24 protein-coding genes and 1 riboswitch are annotated in these 23149 nt (G+C 72.6%); of the genes, 22 read left to right on the forward strand and 2 right to left on the reverse strand.

The annotated features are described in order from the left end of the window. The first annotated feature begins 19 nt into the window (after positions 1-19). From F4692_RS10960 to F4692_RS10985, 6 genes are all read left to right on the forward strand, one after another. Entirely contained in the window at positions 20-313 is a 294-nt protein-coding gene (locus F4692_RS10960; protein ID WP_179619679.1) for a DUF3263 domain-containing protein, read from the forward strand. Positions 314-420: 107 nt separating this feature from the next. Beyond that, positions 421-894 carry a LytR C-terminal domain-containing protein gene (locus F4692_RS10965; RefSeq protein ID WP_308645261.1) on the forward strand — a complete coding sequence of 158 codons (474 nt, stop codon included), beginning with the start codon at positions 421-423 and terminating at the stop codon, positions 892-894. Positions 895-915: 21 nt separating this feature from the next. Next, a complete protein-coding gene (gene otsB / locus F4692_RS10970) occupies positions 916-1746 on the forward strand; it encodes a trehalose-phosphatase (protein ID WP_179619681.1) in 831 nt (276 codons plus the stop codon). Between the two features lie 76 nt (positions 1747-1822). Next, a riboswitch (SAM riboswitch) is annotated at positions 1823-1963 on the forward strand. Positions 1964-1973: 10 nt separating this feature from the next. After that, the gene (thrC, locus tag F4692_RS10975) at positions 1974-3281 is read left to right on the forward strand and encodes a threonine synthase (RefSeq protein ID WP_179619682.1); all 1308 of its coding nucleotides are present in this window, start codon (positions 1974-1976) and stop codon (positions 3279-3281) included. Between the two features lie 15 nt (positions 3282-3296). Beyond that, positions 3297-3572: a MoaD/ThiS family protein gene (locus F4692_RS10980; protein ID WP_179619683.1), complete on the forward strand. Its 276-nt coding sequence runs from the start codon at positions 3297-3299 to the stop codon at positions 3570-3572. A gap of 37 nt (positions 3573-3609) precedes the next feature. Continuing rightward, positions 3610-4083, forward strand: coding sequence for a DUF6174 domain-containing protein (locus F4692_RS10985; RefSeq protein WP_179619684.1), 474 nt, complete (start codon positions 3610-3612; stop codon positions 4081-4083). 4 nt (positions 4084-4087) lie between these two features. Here the strand turns inward: F4692_RS10985 and F4692_RS10990 are convergent, their stop codons facing one another. Next, positions 4088-4582, reverse strand: a complete 495-nt coding sequence (locus F4692_RS10990) for a GDYXXLXY domain-containing protein (RefSeq protein WP_179619685.1) — start codon at positions 4580-4582, stop codon at positions 4088-4090. Continuing rightward, on the reverse strand, positions 4579-5796 hold the full coding sequence (locus tag F4692_RS10995; RefSeq protein ID WP_179619686.1) for a DUF2157 domain-containing protein: 1218 nt from the start codon (positions 5794-5796) through the stop codon (positions 4579-4581). The genes F4692_RS10990 and F4692_RS10995 overlap by 4 nt, the downstream gene beginning before the upstream one ends. A gap of 124 nt (positions 5797-5920) precedes the next feature. On the opposite strand from F4692_RS10995, the gene F4692_RS11000 reads away from it, so the two are divergent. From F4692_RS11000 to F4692_RS11075, 16 genes are all read left to right on the forward strand, one after another. Continuing rightward, positions 5921-6760 (forward strand): SGNH/GDSL hydrolase family protein, encoded by an 840-nt coding sequence (locus F4692_RS11000; RefSeq protein WP_308645262.1) that lies wholly within the window; start codon positions 5921-5923, stop codon positions 6758-6760. 9 nt (positions 6761-6769) lie between these two features. Then, a complete protein-coding gene (locus tag F4692_RS11005; RefSeq protein ID WP_179619687.1) occupies positions 6770-7606 on the forward strand; it encodes a class I SAM-dependent methyltransferase in 837 nt (278 codons plus the stop codon). Further along, entirely contained in the window at positions 7603-8448 is an 846-nt protein-coding gene (locus tag F4692_RS11010) for an ATP-grasp domain-containing protein (RefSeq protein ID WP_179619688.1), read from the forward strand. Before F4692_RS11005 ends, F4692_RS11010 begins: the two co-directional genes overlap by 4 nt. A 172-nt stretch (positions 8449-8620) precedes the next feature. Next, complete coding sequence (locus tag F4692_RS11015) at positions 8621-9061, forward strand: TadE/TadG family type IV pilus assembly protein (protein ID WP_179619689.1); 441 nt, start codon at positions 8621-8623, stop codon at positions 9059-9061. Next, on the forward strand, positions 9061-10830 hold the full coding sequence (locus F4692_RS11020) for a Tad domain-containing protein (RefSeq protein WP_179619690.1): 1770 nt from the start codon (positions 9061-9063) through the stop codon (positions 10828-10830). Before F4692_RS11015 ends, F4692_RS11020 begins: the two co-directional genes overlap by 1 nt. A 242-nt stretch (positions 10831-11072) precedes the next feature. Then, positions 11073-12701, forward strand: coding sequence for a chaperonin GroEL (groL, locus tag F4692_RS11025; protein WP_179619691.1), 1629 nt, complete (start codon positions 11073-11075; stop codon positions 12699-12701). A gap of 305 nt (positions 12702-13006) precedes the next feature. After that, complete coding sequence (locus F4692_RS11030; RefSeq protein ID WP_179619692.1) at positions 13007-14500, forward strand: collagen-like domain-containing protein; 1494 nt, start codon at positions 13007-13009, stop codon at positions 14498-14500. 94 nt (positions 14501-14594) lie between these two features. Then, complete coding sequence (locus F4692_RS11035; RefSeq protein WP_179619693.1) at positions 14595-15224, forward strand: hypothetical protein; 630 nt, start codon at positions 14595-14597, stop codon at positions 15222-15224. 86 nt (positions 15225-15310) lie between these two features. Next, entirely contained in the window at positions 15311-15817 is a 507-nt protein-coding gene (locus tag F4692_RS11040) for a hypothetical protein (RefSeq protein ID WP_179619694.1), read from the forward strand. Beyond that, entirely contained in the window at positions 15814-16365 is a 552-nt protein-coding gene (locus tag F4692_RS11045) for a nucleotidyltransferase family protein (RefSeq protein WP_179619695.1), read from the forward strand. The genes F4692_RS11040 and F4692_RS11045 overlap by 4 nt, the downstream gene beginning before the upstream one ends. Before the next feature lie 56 nt (positions 16366-16421). Next, positions 16422-17300 (forward strand): AAA family ATPase, encoded by an 879-nt coding sequence (locus F4692_RS11050; RefSeq protein ID WP_257029749.1) that lies wholly within the window; start codon positions 16422-16424, stop codon positions 17298-17300. Then, positions 17297-18418, forward strand: a complete 1122-nt coding sequence (locus F4692_RS11055; RefSeq protein WP_179619696.1) for a vWA domain-containing protein — start codon at positions 17297-17299, stop codon at positions 18416-18418. Before F4692_RS11050 ends, F4692_RS11055 begins: the two co-directional genes overlap by 4 nt. Then, positions 18411-19544 carry an XdhC family protein gene (locus tag F4692_RS11060; protein ID WP_179619697.1) on the forward strand — a complete coding sequence of 378 codons (1134 nt, stop codon included), beginning with the start codon at positions 18411-18413 and terminating at the stop codon, positions 19542-19544. Before F4692_RS11055 ends, F4692_RS11060 begins: the two co-directional genes overlap by 8 nt. A 65-nt stretch (positions 19545-19609) precedes the next feature. Beyond that, positions 19610-20512: an exonuclease/endonuclease/phosphatase family protein gene (locus tag F4692_RS11065; RefSeq protein ID WP_179619698.1), complete on the forward strand. Its 903-nt coding sequence runs from the start codon at positions 19610-19612 to the stop codon at positions 20510-20512. An 85-nt stretch (positions 20513-20597) separates the two neighbouring features. Further along, on the forward strand, positions 20598-21821 hold the full coding sequence (locus F4692_RS11070) for a sigma-54-dependent transcriptional regulator family protein (protein WP_179619699.1): 1224 nt from the start codon (positions 20598-20600) through the stop codon (positions 21819-21821). Positions 21822-21935: 114 nt separating this feature from the next. Then, a complete protein-coding gene (locus F4692_RS11075) occupies positions 21936-22994 on the forward strand; it encodes a ScyD/ScyE family protein (protein ID WP_179619700.1) in 1059 nt (352 codons plus the stop codon). Positions 22995-23149 lie beyond the last annotated feature (155 nt).

The following is a 23149-nucleotide window of genomic DNA, read 5'->3' on the forward strand; positions in this document are numbered from 1 at the left end:
GGTCGAGGAGGAACAGGCAATGGACGCCGCGAAGCACGCCGCAGCCGAGCAGGAGACTGCCGCCGGGCTGAGCCAGCGCGACCGGGACATCCTCGAGTTCGAGCGCCACTGGTGGAAGTACGCCGGCGCCAAGGAGCAGGCCGTCCGCGACAAGTTCGACATGTCCTCGACCCGCTACTACCAGGTCCTCAACGCCCTCATCGACCGCCCGGAGGCGCTCGAGGCCGACCCGCTGCTCGTGCGGCGCCTCCGCCGCCTGCGCGCCTCCCGCCAGCGCCAGCGCTCCGCGCGCCGCCTCGGATTCGAGATCTGATCCACCGACCCTGACCAACCACTCACGATCGGTCCTTCCCCATGGCCTTCTTCCCCAGTCCTGGCCGCCCCTCCTCCCGCCGCCCGCGTCGCCGCGACGAGCGGGGGGTGGCGTTCCCGTCCCCCCTCGTGATGCTGTCGGTCCTCGCCGTGGCGATGGCGTCCATCACCTTCCTCGCCACCCGTGACCCGGCGCCGACCGAGCGCCGCGTCGACACCGCGACGATCGCCAGCGCCGACCAGTCGCCGAGCCCCGAGCCCGAGGCCACGCCCACCGAGACCCCCAAGCCCAAGCCGCAGGTCAAGCGGGGCGAGGTCTACGTCGAGGTCTACAACAACTCCGGGATCAAGGGCCTCGCCGCCGCCACGGCGACGAAGGCCACCGGCGTCGGCTGGGCGGTCGTGGGCGAGGACAACTGGCAGGGCCTGATCCCCACCAGCACCGTCTACTACCCCCCGCGGCTCGAGCGCGCCGGCAAGCAGCTCGCCCTGGACCTCGGCATCACGCGCACCGCCCCGGCGGTCGGCGTGATGAAGCGGGACCGCCTGACGGTGATCCTGACGGAGGACGCTCCGCGCTGACCCGTGTGGTTGGCTTGACCCATGGAGCTCACCTCCGACGAGGCACGCGCCCACTACGACGCCGTGCGTGACGTCCTCGCGGGCACCGTCGTCGGGCTGGACTTCGACGGCACGCTCTCGCCGGTGGTGGACGACCCGGAGGCGGCCCGCCTCCACCCGGGTGCTCCGGGGGCCCTGCTCGAGCTCGCCGAGGTCGTCCGCGCCGTCGCCGTCATCACCGGACGCCCGGCCCGGCAGGCCATCGCGATGGGCGACCTCGACGCGCTCGGCAACGCCATGCTCGACCGCGGCGCCGAGCTCTTCGTCTTCGGCCAGTACGGCAACGAGCGCTGGTCGGCGACCGAGCAGCGGATCCGCTCGCCCCGCCCGCCCGCCGGGCTCGCGAGCTTCGAGCGCGAGCTGCCGTCGGTGCTCCGCCGCGCCGGCGCCCCCGACGCCTTCATCGAGGAGAAGGGGCTCGCGGTCGCGGTGCACACGCGTCGCATGGACGATCCCTCCGGAGCGTTCGACCGGCTGGTCAAGCCGATCGCGGCGCTCGCCGAGCGCCACCACCTCACGACCGAGCCCGGTCGCAACGTCATCGAGGTGCGCTCGGGGGAGATGCACAAGGGCCGGGCCGTGCGCACCTTCGTCGCCGAGCAGGAGGCCGCCGGCGTGGTCTTCGGCGGTGACGACCTCGGCGACGTCGAGGCCTTCGAGGCCGTCCGCTCGCTGCGCTCGGAGGGCCTCCCCGGGCTGGTGGTCTGCTCCGCCTCCCACGAGCAGCCCGACCTCGTCCGGCTCGCCGACGTCGTCGTCGACGGCCCGGCCGGCATGGTCGACCTGCTCGGCGCCCTCGTGCGACGTCCCTGACCACGAGCCGGAACCCACGTCGCCCACATCGTGGACTCGATGTGCGCATCGTGAGACGCCGTGCCTAGGCTGAGCGTGCTCATCACGAGGGACTGAGGGAACGGCCCGTCGAAGTCCCGGCAACCACCCGTGAGCCTCCTGTCCGGACGCAGTCCGACAGTCACGGGAGCAGGTGCCAAATCCGGCCCACGCGAAAGCCGCGCGGGACAGATGAGAAGGAGGACTTCATGAGCACCGTGCTGGACGAGAACGACACGACGGCCGCGACGACCGTCACCGCGCCGCCTCAGGCTGCGGGCCTGCGCGACGGTGCCTTCGGCAACGCCCGCGCCCTGGCCTGCCGCGAGTGCGGCCACGAGGTCGGGCTGGGCCCGTCGTACGCCTGTCCCGAGTGCTTCGGGCCGCTGGAGGTGGCCTACGACTACCCGGCCGTGACCCGCGAGGAGATCGCCGCCGGTCCCCGCAACATCTGGCGCTACAAGGCGCTGCTGCCGGTGCCGACGGACATCGAGCAGAGCCCCAACACCGAGCCCGGGTTCACCCGGCTGCTCGACGCCCGCAACCTCGCCCGCGAGCTCGGCCTCGAGAAGCTGTGGGTCAAGGACGACTCGACCAACCCGACCAACTCCTTCAAGGACCGCGTCGTCGCCTGCGCCCTCAGCGCGGCCCGCGAGCTGGACGCCAAGGTCTTCGCCTGCCCCTCGACGGGCAACCTCGCCAACGCCGTCGCCGCTGCGGGTGCGCGGGCGGGCATCCCGACGGTCGTGTTCATCCCGAGCAACCTCGAGCAGCCCAAGCAGGTCAACTCGGCCGTCTTCACCGAGCGGCTCGTCGCCGTCGACGGCAACTACGACGACGTCAACAAGCTGGCCTCGGAGATCGCCGGCGAGGAGGAGGGCTGGGCGTTCGTCAACGTCAACGTGCGTCCCTTCTACGCCGAGGGCTCCAAGACGCTGGGCTACGAGATCGCCGAGCAGCTCGGCTGGCGCCTGCCCGACCAGATCGTCATCCCGGTGGCGTCCGGGTCCCAGCTGACCAAGGTCGACAAGGCCTTCCAGGAGCTGATCAGGCTCGGCCTCGTCGAGGACAAGCCCTACAGGGTCTTCGGCGCCCAGGCCACCGGCTGCTCGCCCGTCTCGGTCGCCTACAAGGCCGAGACCGACGCGATCCGTCCGGTCAAGCCCGACACGATCGCCAAGAGCCTGGCCATCGGCAACCCCGCCGACGGGATCTACGTCCTCGACATCTGCCGTCGCACCGGCGGCGCCGTGGAGGACATCAGTGACGACGAGGTGCGCGAGGCGATCGTCCTCCTGGCCCGCACCGAGGGCATCTTCACCGAGACCGCCGGCGGCACCACGGTGGGCGTGCTCAAGAAGCTCGTCGAGACGGGCCAGCTCGACACCTCGCTCGAGACCGTCGTGATCAACACCGGTCACGGTCTCAAGACCCTCGACGCGGTCTCGGACCGGGTCGCCCCGTTCGCCACCATCGCGCCCAGCTACGACGCGTTCGTCGCGGCCGACGTGCTCTGAGGAGAAGGAACACCCATGGCAGTCTCCGTCCGGATCCCGACCATCCTGCGCACCTACACCGGCGGTGAGTCCGAGGTGAGCGCCGAGGGCGACACCCTCGCCGCCGTGCTCGACGACCTCGACGCCCGCTACGCCGGCATCAAGGGCCGCATCCTCGACGAGGCCGGTGCCCTGCGCCGCTTCGTCAACGTCTACGTCGGCAACGACGACGTCCGCTTCCTCGAGGACCTCGCCACCCCGACGCCCGACGGCGTGCAGGTCTCGGTGATCCCGGCGGTCGCCGGGGGCTGACCGGAACCGTCCGATGGCCGTCGCGCGTCGAAGCGGCATGAACCCCCTCCAGCGCTCGTCCCTCGCCCTGCTGCTCGCCGTCGCGCTGGGCGCCGGCGCGGCCCCGTCGTACGCCGTCGCCGACGACCCGCTGCCGGTCGACCCGTTCGTGCCGGGGATCCACGAGGACCCGACGCTCGCGACGGCGTGGCAGCGCTGGCAGTCCAGGGCGATCGACGACTACGTCATCACCGTCCGGAGGAGCTGCTACTGCCCGCCGGAGTCCGCGGTCCGCACGGTGGTCCGCGACGACGCCGTCCGGCGGGTCACCCGTGGGGAGAAGCGGCTCGGACCCGCCCTCGGCTACTCCATGGACGGGATGTACGTCCGGCTGCGCGAGGCGATGGCTCGCGCGGACCGGGTCGAGGTCGACTGGACAGAGCGCGGTGTGCCGCGCGCGATCACGATCGACCCCGACCTCAGTGCCGCCGACGAGGAGACCTACTTCTCGGTGGTCGTACGCCGGCTCTGAGCGCTCAGGGAGCGCGTACGTCGACGACGGCGGCGTTGCCGCGCCCGTCGACCCGAAGCTCAGCCACGGCGCCGCCGCGCAGCAGGTCCTCCGCCGCGCGGGCGTCCTCCTGCGGCAGGAACCAGCTCTCGATGCCGCACCGCACCTGCCACGAGCGGTCGTCGCAGGCGAGGTACGGCCCGTCCGCCGGTCGCCGGCGGGTCCAGTCCGCGGCCACCCAGACACCGTCCTGCTCCACGAGGGGGACGTAGACGTCCCCGGAGCGGCCGTCGTCCACCACGCCGAGCCCGTCGGTCCACGCGTCGGCGTCCTGACGGGCCAGGTCCGGGTAGTCGAGGGCGACGTACGCCCCGCGGAACGGGTCGATCGGGTCGACGGGCGCCACCCGCACCAGGTAGGTGTCGCCGGTGAGGCGGGCGGACAGCTGCGGGGCCACGCCCACGCCGACCAGCGCGAGCTGGGCGACGGCGACGACGGCGGTGGCCAGGATGCGCTTCATCGGTCGGATCCCTTCGGGTCGGTGGAGGTGTCGAGTGCCTGGGCGAGCTCGCGGCGGGCCCGGTCGACCAGGAAGCCGGTGCCGAGGAACACGGTGCCGAGCACGACGAACAGCCAGGCGCCGGTGACGATCGGGGCGAACACCGCGAAGCTCTGGAACGTCGTGAACACGACCAGGCCCGTCGTCGCCATCCAGGTCAGCGCCGGGTGGTCGCGCACGGTGCCGAGTGCGACGAGGCCGACGGCGAGGGCGACGTAGGCGAGCACCGAGACGGCCGCGTGCAGCCAGTCGGAGGTCCGGACGTCGCTCGCGTCGGCGCCGGTGGACCACGACGCGAGCAGCGTCGCTGCGACGGCCACGGCGACCGCGCCGGCCGGCTCGAGCACGCGCGGCCCGGGACGTACGAGCGCGGCGGCGACAGCGGCCAGGCCGGCCAGCACGACGGCGACGACCATCCACGTCGACCACCGGATCCCGTCAGCCCCGACGTCGGGAACCGCGGCGACGAACATCGCGAGCAGGGCCATGCCGCCGGCGACCGTGCGCCACGTCCAGGCGAAGCTGGCGATGCGGCCGTCGTGGACCACCGCGAGGCCGGAGGCGAGGACCGCACCGGCCCCCAGCAGGACGACCCAGGTCAGGCCGTCGCCGTCGACCCACGTCGGCTGCATGAACCACCAGGCGACACCGGTCGCGACGCCGACGACGAACGGCAGGTACGCCCGCGCGAGGTAGGCGTGCAGCAGCGCGCCGGCGGCCCAGAGACCGACGAGCCGCGGCTCGTACGCAGGGACCTGGAGCGACTGCGCCGCCTGGAAGACCACGGCGCCGGAGCCGAGGGCGGCGAGCAGCCGGACCGCTCCGACGAGCGCGGGGGAGGAGCCGCGGGCGGCGAGCGCCTCACCGCCGAGGAGGAAGGAGAGCCAGAGGGCGGCGACCACGCCGAAGCGGGTGGCGGGGGAGAGGGCGTCGAGGTTGGCGGCGACCAGCCAGATCAGCCCGACGCCGACGAAGCCGGCGCCGAGGACGAGGAGCACGCGGCCGACGTCGGTGCGGGCATGGTGCCGGGAGTGGTAGCGGGCCGAGATCCGGGCGGCCTGGTCCTCGCTGACGATGCCCTGCGCGGTCCAGTCGGCCAGCTCGGTGTGCAGCCACGTGAGCTGCTGCGGGGCCACCGATCGGGTGACGAGAGGCGGAGCCGTGGTGTCATTCATGGGCCCAGCGTCCCCAGCCACCGCCCGGATGTCCTGAGTACCCGGACCCATGTGTGACGCACCGTTGGGTCGGGCGACGCACGGTGTTGCGCGCGCGTTCAGGTCGGTGTGGTCCCTGTGACCTGTGACGAGCAAGCTCCTGCCCCGGGCCGTCGTGGCCCTGACCGTCCTCGGCGCCGTGGCGGGCGGGGCGGCGTACGGGGCGCGCGAGCTGCTGCGCCACCAGGCGGCGCAGGCCCGGCGGGCGATCGGGAAGCCGCTCGGCGAGGTGGCCCCGGCCGCGGACCGGCACTACAAGAAGAAGTACGGCGCGCCGGTGGACCTGCTCGTGCTCGGCGACTCGATCGCCGCCGGCCTCGGCGCCGAGCGCCCCGAGCACACTCTGGGCGGTCGGCTCGCGCGCGGGATCGCGAAGGGGGCGGGACGGTCCGTACGCCTGCGCACCGCCGCCGTCGTCGGCTCGGAGAGCAGCATGCTCGCCGCCCAGCTCGCGTCGCTGCCGCGGGCGTACCGCCCCGACGTAGCCGTCATCGTCGTCGGCGGGAACGACGTCACCCACCGGGTCCCCGTCGCGGACTCGGTGCGGCACCTCGGCGAGGCGGTCGAGGCGCTGCAGGAACGGGGCGCGCACGTCGTCGTGGGGACCTGCCCGGACCTCGGCGCGCTGCGACCCGTGCCGCAGCCGCTGCGCACCCTGGGCTCACGCGCGTCGCGGCAGCTCGCGGACGCGCAGCGCACGGAGGCGCTGCGCCGCGGCGCGCGGGTGGTGTCGCTGGCCCACGTGGTCGGCCCGTTCTTCATCACCAACCCCGACGAGATGTTCAGCCTCGACCGGTTCCACCCGAGCGCGCACGGCTACAAGCGCACGGCCAAGGCCATGCTCCCGTCGGTGCTCGCGGCGCTGGACGTCGTCGAGGACGTGCCCTATGGGCACCACGCGCCGGTGGTCGGCGGGTCAGGCTAGGGTCTGCGGGTGCGCACCACTGCTCGACGAGCCGGCCAGGCCGTCAAGAAGGCCGCCCGGAAGGCCGGACGCGTGCAGGCACCCTCCGCGCCCGAGCCCCCCGCGCCGGCCGACCCGAAGGCGGAGCGCCGCAAGCGCCTCCTCGCCAGCAACCTGACCGAGCTCGCCATCGAGTTCCGCACCGACAAGTGGGGCGTCCACAAGTACACCCCCCACTACGAGCGGCACCTCCAGCACCTGCGCAAGGAGTCGTTCACCCTCCTCGAGCTCGGCATCGGCGGCTACAAGAAGCGCCGCAAGAGCGGCGCCTCGATGAAGATGTGGCGCTGGTTCTTCCCCAAGGCCCGCATCGTCGGCCTCGACATCGAGGACAAGTCCTGGCTGACCCGGGGGCACATCCACGCCTACCTCGGCGACCAGACGGACCCCGAGGTCCTGCACCGGATCATCGACGAGCAGGGCGCCCCGCTGGTCGTGATCGACGACGGCAGCCACATCCCCGCCCACGTGCGCGAGTCGTTCCGCATCCTGTTCCCGCTGATGCCCGACGGCGGCATCTACTGCATCGAGGACATCCAGACGTCCTACTGGCCGGCATGGGGCGGCCAGCTCGACCCGCGTGCCCCGGGCACCTCGATGGACCTCGTTAAGGACCTCATCGACGGCCTCAACCACGAGGAGTTCCTCGTCGAGGGCTACGAGCCGACCTACACCGACCAGTGGGTCCGGGCGGTGCACTGCTACCACAACCTCGTGATCATCGAGAAGGGCGACAACCGGGAGGGCACCAACCGCGACAACGTCGCGCACGAGCTCTACGGTGCGTCCGAGCTGCCGGACGCATGACGGTCCTCCTCGCGACCAGCGGCGACCTGCCGCAGGGCGAGCCGGGCGCCGGCGCGCTCGACGCCGCCCTGCGCGAGCGGGGCGTCGACGCCGTCTGGGCGCGCTGGGACGACCCGGCCGTGGACTGGGCGTCGGCCGACCTCGTCGCGGTGCGCTCGACGTGGGACTACACCGAGCGCCCCGCGGAGTTCCTCGCCTGGGCCCGGTCGCTCGACCAGCGCCGGCTGCTCAACGGCGCCGACGTCTTCGGGTGGAACCACGACAAGCGCTACCTGCTCGACCTCGACGGCCTCCCGGGCGTACCCACCGCCTGGGTCACCAGCGCGACGCAGCTCGTGGCCGCCGTCGACGGGCTGGGCACCGCGGTCGTGAAGCCCGCGGTCGGGGCCGGCGGCGAGGGGCTGACGATCCTCGAGGCGGGTCTCGACGAGGACCGGGCCGCGCCCGTCGTCGCACGGGGCGCGGTCGTGGTCCAGCCCCTCGTCGAGTCGATCCACACGCGCGGGGAGGTCTCGGTCTTCGTCCTCGACGGCCGGATCGCCCACCGGTTCGACAAGACACCGGGGGAGGGCGACGTACGCGTCAACGAGGAGCACGGCGGCACCGTGCAGAACGTTCCCGTCGGGGACGTCTCGGACCTCGTGCTGCGGGCGTACGCCGCCATGACCGCGCGGTTCGGTCGCCCGGTGGACTACCTGCGTGTCGACCTCCTGCACTGGCAGGGGGAGTGGGTGGTGAGCGAGCTCGAGCTGATCGAGCCCGGCCTCTACCTCGACGTGGCTCCGGTCAACGCCGGACCGTTCGCCGACCTCGTCGCGCGCGCCCTGACGACGCCGGGGTAGGCGGAAATAGCCCGAACGGGCTATACGAAAGGCCTCTTCGGAGGGCGCGGCGCGAGCGCGCTTCCCCGGATGATGGTGGGAACCTGCGCGCGGGTGTCTGGGGGGATCCCCGGCGCGCAGGCCATCTCAGGTCGCGCGTCCGGGAGCGCGACACCGAAGGGGGAAGGCCATCGTGGGTACGTTGCACAGCCGCAAGCGGCAGCGCGGGAGTCGTGGCGCCGTCGCCGTCGAGTTCGCGCTGCTCATGCCCATCCTGCTCGCGCTCGTCGCAGGCATGATCGACGCCGGCTTCGCGATCAACCGCTACACCATGCTCAACAACGCGGCGCGTGAGGGCATCCGCGCCGCGAGCCTCGGGCAGAGCGTCGGCGACGTCGAGACCACGGTGAGGAACTACCTCGGCGACAGCGGGGTCGCCGCGGCGACGATCACCCTGACCTGCCAGCGCCCCAACTCCACGACGGCCTGCGCGGGCGGCTGGGCCGGCCGCGCCACCGGCGGTACCGCGATCCTCACGATCACGTACTCCCACCCCTGGATCACCCCGGTCCCGGGCCTGATGGGCTCCGACCAGGTCAACCTCCGCAAGACGATGCGAATGAGGATCGAGTGATGACCAAGCCCTTCCGCCGCGCCAGGCGCGAGCGCGACGAGGACGGCGCCATGGCCCTCATGGTCGCCCTCATGGCCGTCGTGCTGTTCTTCGCCGGCGCCATCGCGGTCGACATCAGCGCCCTGGCCATGGAGCGCCAGCAGCTCCACGACAACATCGACGTGGCCGCCCACGCCGGCGCCTACGAGCTGCCCAACAACGGCACCGGCGCGATGACCAAGGCGCGCGAGATGGCGCTGCTCCTCGACCCGGACCTCAGCCCGGAGACGGACCTGTGGTGCATCGTGGCCTCGACCGGCAGCGCGAAGGCGGTGCGCGTCGAGCAGATCCCGGCGACCTGCAACCCGGGTGCTGCGCCCTACACGGCGGCCAGCTACCCGGGACTGCGCTGCGACACCGTCATCTGCGCGATCCCGTGCTTCCCCGCGCAGGGCGACAAGTGCAACTCGATGCGCGTCTCCGACGAGAAGGCGGTGCCGTTCGGCTTCGCCAGCATCGGCGACTGGCTGCGCACCCGAGGCGCCAACGACCGCCGTGAGGGCACCACGGGATCGGTCACCACCGTCGCCTGCAAGGGCTCGTGCGGCAACGAGACACCGAACCCGCTCGACGTGGTGGTCATGGCCGACCGCACGGCCTCCATGGAGTACGCGGACCGCGAGGCGATGAAGCAGGCCATCCTGAGCATGCTCAAGGTGATGACGCCGTCCATGCACTACGTGTCGTTCGGGACGCTGCACAAGTCCCGCACGTCGAGCTTCACCCCCAAGACGTCGACCTACGGGCCGCAGAAGGACGACTTCATCGTCACCAGCTGCCTGACCGGCTGCACCGTCGCCCAGGAGAAGGCCGCCGACTCCAGCACCCTGCGCAACTACAACGGGCACTGGGACGGCACGGGAGACACCAACAACGACGGCCGCTGCTACACCGAGGCCAGCACCAAGGCCACCCCCAGCACCAACACGGTCATCAACACCTACAACTACACCCCGACCACGGGCACGCCCACCTCGACCTCGCGCCCCAAGCCGGGCTTCGGCAGCCAGACCGACGTCAAGGCGGGCACCTGGACCCCTGTGCCGTTCTCCAAGGACTACCTCGCCACCGTGGCGTCGCCGACCACCGTGGCCACGCTGAACAACGCCAGTGCGCTGGTCGACGGGATCTCCTGCCTGCCGCAGTCCATCGCGGCGGAGTACGGCACGCACCTGGCCAGCGCACTGAAGGGTGGCGTCGCGAGGCTCCTCGACGGCACGACCGCGTCGATGACCCCGCGCCCCGGCACCCCCCGCAAGGTGCTCGTCTTCGAGACGGACGGCATGCCGGACGAGTCCGGGTTCACGACCGCCGGCTTCGGCGACACCGCTCTCGGTTCGGGCGACCTGTCGGCAGGGACGCAGAGTGCCACCCGCGGCCCCCAGGGCTGCGCGAACCTGGTCCGCGTCGCGGAGCTCGCGAAGGAGAAGGACATCACGATCATCACGATCGCGTTCGGCGACGCCGCGACCCAGTCCTGCGTCAAGGGCAGCCCGTCGTCCGGGCGCAAGGTGCGCGACGTCCTGGCCGAGGTCGCGTCCCCCGACCCGAACACCGGCAACGCCAGCACGGCGAACAGCTGCCAGGGCGCGGACATCGCGAAGGAGAACACCGACGGTGACTTCTTCTTCTGCGCGGCCGACGGCTCGTCGCTCGCGAACATCTTCACCACCGCGATCACCCAGGTGACCTCCGGCATCAAGTTCGTCAAGATGCCCCCCGCTCCCTGAGCCACTGCTCCTCGGAGCACCCGCACACGCCGTCCCGGACCTCCGGGGCGGCGTTTGCACTCTCGGGGTGCGAGTGCTAAACATGAGGTTGGCACTCTCGTCATGAGAGTGACAATGACCCAGGTGACGCTGAGGTCCGCAGAAGCCGGCGTGAATGGATCGCCGGCGGAGCGGGTCGTCCGTCGCGGGCAGCCCGCCTGGTGTCGCACACAGACTCACGTCGATAAGGAATCGCACGCGATATGGCCAAGCTGATTGCTTTCAACGAGGAGGCCCGCCGCGGGCTCGAGCGGGGTATGAACACCCTCGCCGACGCGGTCAAGGTCACCCTCGGCCCCAAGGGCCGCAACGTCGTCCTGGAGAAGAAGTGGGGCGCCCCCACGATCACCAACGACGGTGTCTCGATCGCCAAGGAGATCGAGCTGGAGGACCCCTACGAGAAGATCGGCGCCGAGCTGGTCAAGGAGGTCGCCAAGAAGACCGACGACGTCGCCGGTGACGGCACGACGACGGCCACCGTCCTCGCCCAGGCCATGGTCCGCGAGGGCCTGCGCAACGTCGCAGCCGGCGCGAACCCGATGGGTCTCAAGCGCGGCATCGAGGCCGCCGTCGCCGCCGTGTCCGAGCAGCTGCTCAGCATGGCGAAGGACGTCGAGACCAAGGAGCAGATCGCCTCCACCGCGTCGATCTCCGCCGCTGACACCACCGTCGGCGAGATCATCGCCGAGGCGATGGACAAGGTCGGCAAGGAAGGCGTCATCACCGTCGAGGAGTCCAACACCTTCGGGCTGGACCTCGAGCTGACCGAGGGCATGCGCTTCGACAAGGGCTACATCTCGGCCTACTTCGCCACCGACCTCGAGCGCATGGAGGCCGTGCTGGAGGACCCCTACGTCCTCATCGCCAACTCCAAGGTGTCGACGGTCAAGGACCTCCTCCCGCTGCTGGAGAAGGTCATGCAGTCCGGCAAGCCGCTGCTGATCATCGCCGAGGACGTCGACGGCGAGGCGCTCTCGACCCTGGTCGTCAACAAGATCAAGGGCACCTTCCGCTCCGTCGCCGTCAAGGCGCCGGGCTTCGGTGACCGCCGCAAGGCCATGCTGCAGGACATCGCCATCCTCACCGGTGGCCAGGTCATCTCCGAGGAGGTCGGCCTCAAGCTCGAGTCGGCCGGTCTCGAGCTGCTCGGCCAGGCCCGCAAGGTCGTCATCACCAAGGACGAGACCACCATCGTCGAGGGTGCCGGCGACCAGGGCCAGATCGAGGGCCGGGTCAACCAGATCCGCGCCGAGATCGAGAAGTCGGACTCCGACTACGACCGCGAGAAGCTCCAGGAGCGCCTCGCCAAGCTGGCCGGCGGCGTGGCCGTCATCAAGGTCGGCGCGGCCACCGAGGTCGAGCTCAAGGAGCGCAAGCACCGCATCGAGGACGCCGTCCGCAACGCCAAGGCCGCGGTCGAGGAGGGCATCGTCGCCGGCGGCGGCGTCGCGCTCGTCCAGGCTGCCGCCACCGCGTTCGACAAGCTCGACCTCACGGGCGACGAGGCCACCGGCGCCAACATCGTGCGCGTTGCCACCTCCGCTCCGCTCAAGCAGATCGCGGTCAACGCCGGCCTCGAGGGCGGCGTCGTGTCGGAGAAGGTCGCCAACCTCGAGGCGGGCCACGGCCTCAACGCCGCGACCGGTGACTACGTCGACATGATCGCCGAGGGCATCATCGACCCGGCCAAGGTCACCCGCTCGGCTCTGCAGAACGCCGCGTCGATCGCCGCGCTGTTCCTCACCACCGAGGCCGTCGTGGCCGACAAGCCCGAGAAGGCGCCGGCCATGCCCGGCGGCGACATGGGCGGCATGGGCGGCATGGACTTTTGATCGGCCAGTCGGGCGCGCTCGCGCGCCCGACGTCGGCCGATCAGGTCGAGTAGCGGCCGCGCACCCGAGCGCAGCGAGGGAACGCGGACCCGCGTATCGAGACCGGATCGACCATCCGTCAGCTCCACCAGCACCACCAGCAGGGCCCCCGCTCCGGCGGGGGCCCTGCTGCGTGTCCGGTCCACGCGCACGCGTTGTCGCGTTCGCCTGACGCCAGCCGTGAGCGTCCCTAGGCTGAGCGGCGCCTGGGCGCCATCGGGGTGGCCCGCAGTCGACCCTGGGGGTCATCCATCGTGCGTCTCTCCATGCCCACGCGCCTGAACGGCCGTACTGCTTCCGCGGTGCTCGTCGCCGGCGCTCTCGTCGTCTCGGCCGGTGTCGGTGGTGCCACCGCCGGCGCCCTCATCACGGGCAGGGACATCAAGGACGGATCCATCACCGCGGCCGACATCAAGGACCGCACGCTCGGCACCAACAAGCTCAGCGAGGCGGCGGTCGCGAGCCTGAAGACTCGCTGGAACTCGGGCGCGGGTGCGCCGACCGAGCAGGGAAGCGTCCGCGGCGACTGGTACCTCGACACCACCACGGGTGACGCGTACAAGAACACCCCCTCGGGCTGGGAGCTCCGGGTCAACATCATGGGCGCCACGGGCGCTCCGGGTGCGGTGGGGCCGCAGGGCGCCAAGGGCGACCTCGGTGTGACCGGCGCCAAGGGTGACCAGGGCGTCCAGGGCGTGAAGGGCGACACCGGCGCCAAGGGCGACCAGGGTGACAAGGGCGACCGGGGAGAGCAGGGCGACCAGGGCATCCAGGGCATGCAGGGCGCGAAGGGCGACACCGGCGCCAAGGGCGACCAGGGTGACCGGGGCGAGAAGGGCGACCAGGGCGTGACGGGCGACGCTGGCGCCGACGGCAGCAGGTGGCTGCGCGGCACCACCGATCCCGCGGCCGGCACCGGAGCGGTCGGTGACTGGTACCTCAACACCACGACGTGGGACGCCTTCGAGAGGACCACGGCCGGCTGGACCGCCGTCGTCAACCTCCGCGGCCCGATCGGCCCGAAGGGCGACAAGGGCGACACCGGCGCCCAGGGCACGAAGGGCGACCAGGGCGTCCAGGGGAACCAGGGCGTCCAGGGGAACCAGGGCGTCCAGGGCACCCAGGGGCTGAAGGGCGACAAGGGCGACCAGGGCATCCAGGGGGTCCAGGGTCCGATCGGCGCGACAGGTCCGCAGGGGCCCAAGGGTGACCCGGGCGTCCAGGGCCCGACCGGACCCGCGGGCGCCGGCGGCCTCGTCCTCAAGGACGGCAACGGCGTCACGCTCGGCACCATCGTCTCCGTCGGCGCACCCGTCGCCGGCAACGCGGTGGCCGCACAGAGCCGCGGCGTGTTCATCCGGACCTCGACCGGCTACCTGATCAACGTCGGCTGGGACGGCCAGACCGCCCGGGGCCAGATCTACTACTCCGGGAACTGCTCGGGCGACGCGTACTGGAACGCGAGCAACTCCAACCCGCAGACGATCTACGGCAACAGCGCCGTCTACTCCTACACCCTCGACCAGTGGATGGTGATCGAGACGACGGCCAACGGATTCGCCACCTCGGCGGCCATGCCCGCCGGCATCGGCGGCCAGGACAGCACCCTCAGCAGCAGCCCGACCGGGTGGTCGTGCACGGTCCCCCCGAGCCAGCCCACCCAGTCCGCGTGGAAGCTGCGCGCGTCGGGCAACGTCGAGCTCGGGCTCCCGGGGACGATGACGGGCAGCAAGTTCGTCCTGCCGCTCTCGGTCGGCTGACCGCGGGACGCACTCCCTCAGCGCGCACCACCAGCAGGGCCTCCGCTCCGGCGGAGGCCCTGCCGGCCATTTCGGGCACTGGTAGGAATGGCGCATGCGCCTGCCCGTCCCCGGACCCCGCGACGTCCTGTCCGCCCTCGAGCGAGGGAGCGAGCAGGTCGAGGCGCTGCTCGGGGCGGTGCCGCGGGTGCTGGCGCTGCTCGACCGCGCCGAGGAGATCGTCGACCGCGCCGAGCAGACGGTCGACCGGGTCGGGGCGGTGGTCGACGCCGCCGTGGTCGAGGTCGCTCGCGTCGGCGCCGTGGTGGACGCGGCGACCGCCCGGGTGGACCAGGTCGGTGCCGTGGTGGACGCGGCAGCGACCGAGGTCGCACGCGTCGACGAGGTGGTCGGTGGCGCCTCGATCCAGGTCGGCCGCGCGGCAGTCCTCCTCGACGCCCTCGAGCCGCCGCTGACCCGGCTGCAGCCGACACTGGAGACGCTGGCCGACACCACCGACCCCGACGAGGTCGCGGCCCTGGTCACCCTGGTCGACCACCTGCCCGCGCTGACCGTGCAGGTCGAGCGCGACGTGCTGCCCATCCTCACGACGCTCGGCTCGGTCGCCCCCGACCTCCACGAGCTCCTCGACGTGAGCCGCGAGCTCAACGAGATCCTCGGCAAGATCCCGGGCATCGGGAGGCTCAAGAAGCGGGTCGAGGACGAGCAGGACGAGGACCGGTGACACCGGGGAACCACCGTGCCGTCCCTCCCGTCGAAGCAGATGAGGGGGCGGGAGGCTCCGCCCCCCAGACGAAAGGGATGCCCGCCATGAGCCGACTCCGCACCACCCGCCTGCTCCCCGCCGCTGCGGCCGTCCTCCTCCTCGCCCTCGCCGGCTGCGGCGGACAGGACGACACCGCCGACACCGCGAGCGACACCAGCAGCGCCGACACCTCGTCCTCCGACGACTCCGCCGGGAGCACGCCCGACGAGACCCTCGCCCTCACCGCTGACGGCTCCGTCGCCGGCAAGTGCGCCATGCCGTCCGCCGATACCCTCGCGACCTTCGACACCGCGTTCGAGGGCACCGTCACCTCCGTGGACGCCGGCACCGTCACCCTGTCCGTCGACGAGTGGTACGCCGGCGACGAGGCCGCCACGGTGACCGTCGAGGCGCCGAGCAAGGAGCTCGAGGACCTCCTGCTGGCGGTCGACTTCCAGGAGGGTCGCACCTACCTCGTCAGCGCCACGGACGACCGGGTGACCCTGTGCGGCTTCACCGCCGAGACGTCGCCCGAGCTCCAGGCGATGTACGTCGAGGCCTTCGCGCAGTGACGTCGGTCGCCGGGCTGCTCCTCGCGGCAGGGTCGGGGGAGCGGTTCGGCGGCCCGAAGGGCCTGGCCCGCGACGCGGACGGCACGTCGTGGCTGCTCCGCTCGGTGCAGGCGCTGCGCCCGTGCGCCGAGGTCGTCGTCGTGGTCGGCGCGGAGGCCGAGCGGGTCGCCGCGCTCCTGCCGATGTCGGTCGCCCGGGTCCGCGCGGACGACTGGGCCGAGGGGATGGGTGCTTCGCTGCGCGCCGGCCTCGAGGCGCTGCGCACGACCACCCACGGCGCCGCGCTCGTCTCGCTCGTCGACCTGCCCGACGTCGACGGCGCGGTGGTCGCCCGCCTGGTCGACGCGGCGACCGGCCCGGCCGTCCTGGTGCGTGCGGCGTACGACGGCGTCCCCGGGCACCCGGTGCTGATCGGGCGCGACCACTGGGCGGGCGTGGTCGCGACGGCCACGGGCGACCGAGGCGCCCGCGACTACCTGGCGGCGCACGAGGTGGGTCTCGTCGAGTGCGGCGACCTCGCCACGGGTGTCGACGTCGACCGCCGCTGACGTCAGGTCACGGCGCCCCAACGTCCAGCCAACGTGCCGGGTCGTAGCCTGACGCCATGGCGCTAGGGATGGACTCCGCGGCTGATGTGGCCGCCCGGCTGGGCACGACCGGCTACCTCGCCGACGACGAGCTGGCCACGGTGGTGTTCCTCGCCTCGCGGATGCAGCGGCCGCTGCTCCTGGAGGGCGAGCCCGGCACCGGCAAGACCGCGCTCGCCGAAGCCCTGTCCGAGAGCCTCGAGCTCCCCCTGGTGCGGCTGCAGTGCTACGAGGGGATCGACGCCAGCCAGGCGCTCTACGACTGGGACTTCCCGCGCCAGATCCTGCACCTCCGCGCCCTCGAGGCGGGCGGGCAGGTCGACGCCGACGATGCCGAGAAGAGCCTCTACGACGAGCGCTTCCTGCTGGCCCGCCCGGTGCTCGCAGCGCTCCGCCAGGCGCCGGCCGTGCTGCTCGTGGACGAGGTCGACCGCGCCGACGACGAGTTCGAGGCCTTCCTGCTCGAGGTGCTCTCGACCTGGCAGGTCACGATCCCGGAGTTCGGCACCGTGACCGCGCAGGAGCCGCCGTTGGTGGTGCTCACGTCCAACCGCACCCGCGAGCTCCACGACGCCCTGAAGCGCCGTTGCCTCTACCACTGGATCGACCACCCGGGCCTGGAGCGCGAGGTCGAGATCGTCCGCTCGCGAGCGCCCGAGGTGAGCGAGGCCCTCGCGCGCCAGGTCGTCGGCCTGGTCCAGCAGCTGCGGACCCGTGACGACCTGCTCAAGCCGCCGGGCGTCGCCGAGACCCTCGACTGGGCCCGCGCCCTGACCTACCTCGGGACGACCGACCTGGACCTCGCGTCGGCGGCCGCCACCCTGGGCGCGCTCCTGAAGTACCGCGAGGACGCGGACCGGGTGCGGGCTGCGCTCGACCGGATGCTGGCGCGATGACGCTCGAGCACGCCGCTGACGAGGTGCTGCTCGGCTTCGCCCGGGCGCTGCGCGCGGCCGGGGTGCCGGTGACGCAGGACCGCGCGCTCGGCTACCTGGCCGCGGTCGCCGCGGTCGGGGCCGACGACCGGCAGGCCACCTACTGGGCCGGCCGCGCCACCCTCTGCGCATCGCCGGACGACCTCGCCCGCCACGACCAGGTCTTCGCAGCCTGGTTCGACCCCCGCGACGGCCTGCCCCGCACCGCTCCGCGCGCGGCGTCCCGCCCCTCGACGGCCCACCTGCTGCCCGAGGCCGAGGGCGCCGGAGGCACGGGCGGCGACGAGGAGGACGTGGTCCGCGCGGCCGCCTCCGCGGAGGAGGTGCTGCGCCACCGCGACGTCGCGTCGCTCGACGCCACCGAGAAGCGTCGCCTCGCCTCGATGTTCGTCCGCCTGTCGCTGCGCCCGCCCGTGCGGCGTACGTCCCGGCACCGTCGCTGGCACCGCGGCGAGGTCGACGCCTCCCGCACCCTGCGCGCGTCGCTGCGCCACCTCGGCGAGCCCGGCGACATCGCCTGGCGGCGCCGGGGCACCCGCCCGCGCCGGGTGGTGCTGCTGGTCGACGTCAGCGGGTCCATGAGCGCGTACGCCGACGCGCTGCTGCGGCTGGCCCACCGGCTCACCCAGTCGGCGCAGGCCACGGGCGGCACCGTCGAGACGTTCACGATCGGCACCCGCCTCACCCACGTCACCCGCGCCCTGCGCTCGCGCGACGCCGACCGCGCCATCGTCGCTGCGGGGGAGGTCGTGCCCGACTGGTCCGGTGGCACCCGGCTGGGGGAGACGCTGCGGGTGTTCCTCGACCGCTGGGGCCAGCGCGGCATGGCCCGCGGGGCCGTGGTCGTGGTCTTCAGCGACGGGTGGGAGCGCGGCGACGCCGGGCTCCTCGGCGAGCAGATGGCACGCCTGCGCCGGGTCGCCCACCGCGTCGTGTGGGTCAACCCGCACCGTGGGAAGGCGGGCTACGAGCCGCTCCAGCGAGGCGTCGTGGCCGCGCTGCCGCACTGCGACGACTTCCTCGCCGGCCACTCGCTCGCGACGTTCGTCGACCTGACGGAGGTGATCGCACGTGCGTGACGTGCTGCCCGAGCTGATGGCCTGGTGGGAGGCCGGCGAGACCGTCGGCGTCGGCACCGTCGTGGCCACCTTCCGCTCCGCGCCCCGGCCGGCCGGGGCGTCGATGCTGGTCGGTCCGGACGAGACCGCCGTCGGCTCGGTGTCCGGCGGGTGCGTCGAGGGCGCGGTCTACGACCTGGCGCAGACGGTGGTCGCCTCCGGCGAGCCCGTGCTGGAGCGCTACGGCGTCTCCGACGACGACGCCTTCGCCGTGGGCCTGACCTGCGGCGGGATCCTCGACGTCTTCGTCGAGCAGGTCTCGCGCGAGACGTTCCCCGAGCTCGGCGACGTGGCCGCCGACGTCGGGGCCGGCCGCCCGGTCGCCCTCGCGACCGTCATCGAGCACCCCGACCCGGCACGGGTCGGCCGCCGGATGGTCGTGCGCCCCGATGCCGCCGCCGAGGGCAGCCTGGGCTCGTCGCGCGCCGACGCGGCGGTCCACGACGACGCCCTGGGGCTGCTCGCGGCCGGCAGCAACGCGACCCTGACGTACGGCCCCGACGGCGAGCGCCGCGGCGAGGGGATGCGGGTCTTCGTGTGGGGATTCGCCCCCAAGCCGCGGATGCTGGTCTTCGGCGCGATCGACTTCGCGGCCGCCGTGGCGAAGGTCGGCTCGTTCCTCGGCTACCACGTGACGGTCTGCGACGCGCGCCCGGTGTTCGCGACCAGCTCGCGCTTCCCCGGGGCCGACGAGGTCGTCGTCGACTGGCCGCACCGCTACCTGCGCGCCGAGCTCGACGCCGGCCGGATCGACCGCCGCACGGTCCTCGCCGTGCTGACCCACGACCCCAAGTTCGACGTGCCCCTCCTCGAGGTGGCGCTGCGGCTCGGGGACGACGTGCGTCCCGGCTACATCGGGGCGATGGGGTCGCGGCGCACCCACGAGGAGCGCCTCGACCGGCTCGTCGAGGCCGGGCTGTCGACCGACGAGCTGGCCCTGCTGTCCTCGCCCATCGGCCTCGACCTCGGGGCCCGCACCCCCGAGGAGACGGCCGTGTCGATCGCCGCGGAGATCGTCGCGCGGCAGTGGGGTGGCTCGGGGGAGCGGCTCGCGACCACGCAGGGCCGGATCCACCACGACGACTGAGCGGGCGGCCGGGGCCCGTGGACCCCGACTTTGCCCACGCGCCGGTTTCCCTTACCTTCTTTGGGATGATTTTTCCTGCCGCGCTGCTCCGTGACCGTGTCCGTACGACCGCCCTGCTGGCGACGAGCCTCCTCGTGCTCGCCGTGCTGGCACCGCTCCCCTCGGGCGCAGCGGTCCGTGAGGACACCCGCGCCGCGGCGAAGTCCGGGTCCGCCCGCGAGTTCTCCGTGGCCACGCTCAACCTCCGCAAGGGGATGCGCGTGCCCGGGATGCGTCACGACATCGGGCGCGTCATCGGCGGCGGTGCCACGGTCATCGGCTTCCAGGAGCGACTCTTCAGCCGGCCGGCCCTGCGGGCGAGCCTGCCGAAGTCGTGGTCGCTGCTGATGCCGGACGGCCCCACCGGCACCGACGACAACCCGGTCGCCTTCGACAAGGACGTGTGGAAGCTGCAGCGCACCTGGCCGGTCCTGCTCACCGGCAAGACCTGGCGGCGCCAGACCGGTCGCACCGCGCACGACCAGTACGGCGTGGTGGCGGTGCTGCGCCACCGCGCGAGCGGCCACGTGATCCGGGCGGTGAGCTTCCACCTGCCGAACCACCTGCACAACCGGCGCACCGGCGGTCCCAACTTCGCCAACCGCGGCGGCGTCGAGGCGATGTGGCGCATGGCCCACCGGATCCGCCTGCTCGAGGCCAAGACGCCCGAGGAGCACCAGTTCGTCGCGATGTGCGACTGCAACGTCACCGCCGACCGCGACACGACCGGCCTCCTGCTCAAGGGCCGCATCATCAAGCCGGCCGGCCTGAAGTCCAACTACGCCGTCAAGGGCCGCGGCCCGGGGTCCGGGATCGACTACGTCCTCGCCGAGCGCGGCCAGGACTTCCGCATCAAGACCTACCAGTCGTTCACCGACCTGGTCACCGACCACCCGGGCGTCGTCGGCACCTTCGTGCGCCGCCGCTGAGGCAACCTGCGGGGAACGGTGGCCCGGTCTCCCTGTTGCGGGCGTCACACGCGGGCTAGGTTGGCGGCGACCACCGGGAGCCGCCATGACCAGCGATGACCTGCACGCACGGCGCGTGAGCGCCGTGCGCGCCTGGACCCAGTTCGTCTCCGACGGCGACGAGGGTGCCGAGGCCGTGCGTCCCGAGATCCTGCGCAGCTGGCAGCTCTCGGGCGTGGTGTCGCCTACCGTCACCCACGCGCCGCTGGCCGACGAGGGCGACACCGCCGACTTCTGGAAGCAGTCGCCGCTGCAGACGGCGGTCGAGCGGGTGCAGGACGAGCTGCGTCGCACGGCCGAGGACGGCGACCTCGTCATCGCGGTGACCGACGACCAGACCCGCATCCTGTGGACCTACGGCGGTCGCGTGATGCGACGCAAGGCCGAGACCGTGAACTTCGTCCCCGGCGGGCGGTGGGACGAGGCGAGCGTCGGCACCAACGCCCTCGCGATCGCCGGACGCACGGGCGCGCCGTCGATGGTGTTCAGCGCCGAGCACTACGCCGAGGTCGTGCACAACTGGGTGTGCTGGGCCGCGCCCGTGTTCGACCCGGCGACCGGCCGCCCGCTCGGCGTGATCGACCTGTCGACGACCTGGGACCGCACGCACCCGATCGGCCTGGCCACGGCGCGGGTGATGGCGCGGCTCATCGAGGGCGCGCTGCCCAGCGACCGCCGTACGGCCCTCGCGGGCGAGGCCGGACCCGCGGAGCCGGGGCTCACGCTCACCCTGCTCGGCATGGCCGAGGTGTGGCTCGACGGCCAGCGGCTGCTCCTCAACCGGCGCCAGACCGAGATCCTCGCGCTGCTCGCGCTGCACCCGGCCGGCCTGTCGGTCGAGCACCTGCACGCCCTGCTCTACGGCGACTCCACCGTGACGACGTCGACGCTCAAGGCCGAGGTCTCGCACCTCAGGGCGGCGCTCGCCGGCCAGCTCTCGTCGCGCCCCTACCGCCTGACGATGCCGGTGACGAGCGACGTCGAGGAGGTCCAGCGGCTGCTGCGGCGCGGGGACGTGCGGGCGGCCGTACGGGCGTACGGCGGGGACCTGCTGCCGGGCACGGACTCGCCCGAGCTGGTCCAGATGGGCGACTACCTCGCGGTGAGCGTGCGCGAGGCCCTCCTCGCGAACCCGGACCCCGACGCCGTGCTGCGCTACAGCGAGCTGGCGCCCTACGACACGGCCGTCGTCGAGGCGTGCCTCGCGTCCCTGCCGGTGCACCACCCGGTCGCGCCCCTGCTCAAGGGCAAGCTCGCCTCGGCACGCTGATTCCTTTACCCATTGTGGGTGAAGAAGGTAAAGAGGTGGCCGTTCCCCGCGCAGCGGGTCGATCCTGCAGGGATCGCCACACCAGGGAGGGGTGGCACGTACGAGGGAGAACGCATGGCCGCAACACGACGCGCGATGGCCGCAGGTGCCGTCGCCCTGCTCACGGGGAGCCTCCTCGCGAGCCCGGCCGGGGCAGCCCAGGCCCCCGAGCCCACCACCGTGGCGAAGAAGCTCGTCACGCCGCTCAGCATGGCGGTCGCCGCGGACGGCACCGCCTACGTCGCCCAGAACTTCGCCGGGCTGCTCACCGCGGTCTCGCCGGGTGCCAAGCCGCAGGTCGTCTTCGCCGCCCCCAAGGGGACCGAGGTCGGCGCGGTCTCGACGCAGGGGAGCACCGTCCACTTCGCCACGACGAAGGGCAAGGCGGCCGCGCTCTGGTCGATGCGCCCGGGCGGCAAGCCGAAGAAGCTCGCCAACCTGTCCGGGTACGAGAAGGAGAAGAACCCCGACGCCGACCAGGCCTACGGGTTCGAGGGACTCGACCCCGCGTGCGCCGCGCAGGTGCCGCCGGAGGTCCCGGCCAGCTACACCGGCATCGTCGAGTCGCACCCCTACGGCTCGGTGGTGCACAAGGGCGTGACCTACGTCGCCGACGCCGCGGGCAACACGATCGTGTCGGTCAAGCCCAACGGCAAGGTGCGCACGGTCGCCGTCCTGCCGCCCGTGCCGGTCGTCGTCACCGCGGAGGCCGCGGCGGCCAACAAGCTGCCGGCGTGCACCGTCGGCAAGACCTACAACTTCGAGCCGGTCCCGACCGACGTCGAGGTCGGCAAGGGCGGCTGGCTCTACGTCAGCATGCTGCCCGGAGGTCCCGAGGACGGCAGCACCGGAGCCAACGGCGCGGTGGTGAAGGTCAAGGCGACGTCCGGCAAGGTCCGGCCCGTCGCGTCGGGCTTCGCGGGTGCCACCGGCGTGGCGGTGGCCGACAACGGCGACGTCTACGTCGCCCAGCTGTTCGGCGGCCAGGTGTCGCGGATCAAGGCGGGCAGCACCACGGCGAAGACGTACGCCCAGGTCATGATGCCGGCCGCGGTCGAGTGGGCCGACGGCGATCTCCTCGTCTCGGCCAACGTCCTGGCGGAGGGGCCGAAGGGCAAGGTCCTCGCCTACTGAGCCGGACCACCGAGCCGGTCGCGGGCCTTCGGGTCCCGCGGCCGGCTTCGTGGTCTCGATCGGGACGGCCGAGCCGGCGGGCTGCCCCCAACCTCTCGCCAACCAGCCCGACCTAGCCTCACCAGTGGCGTGACCCACCTCACACCCACGACACA

The organism is Nocardioides cavernae, from assembly GCF_013410035.1.
GTDB lineage: Bacteria > Actinomycetota > Actinomycetes > Propionibacteriales > Nocardioidaceae > Nocardioides > Nocardioides cavernae_A.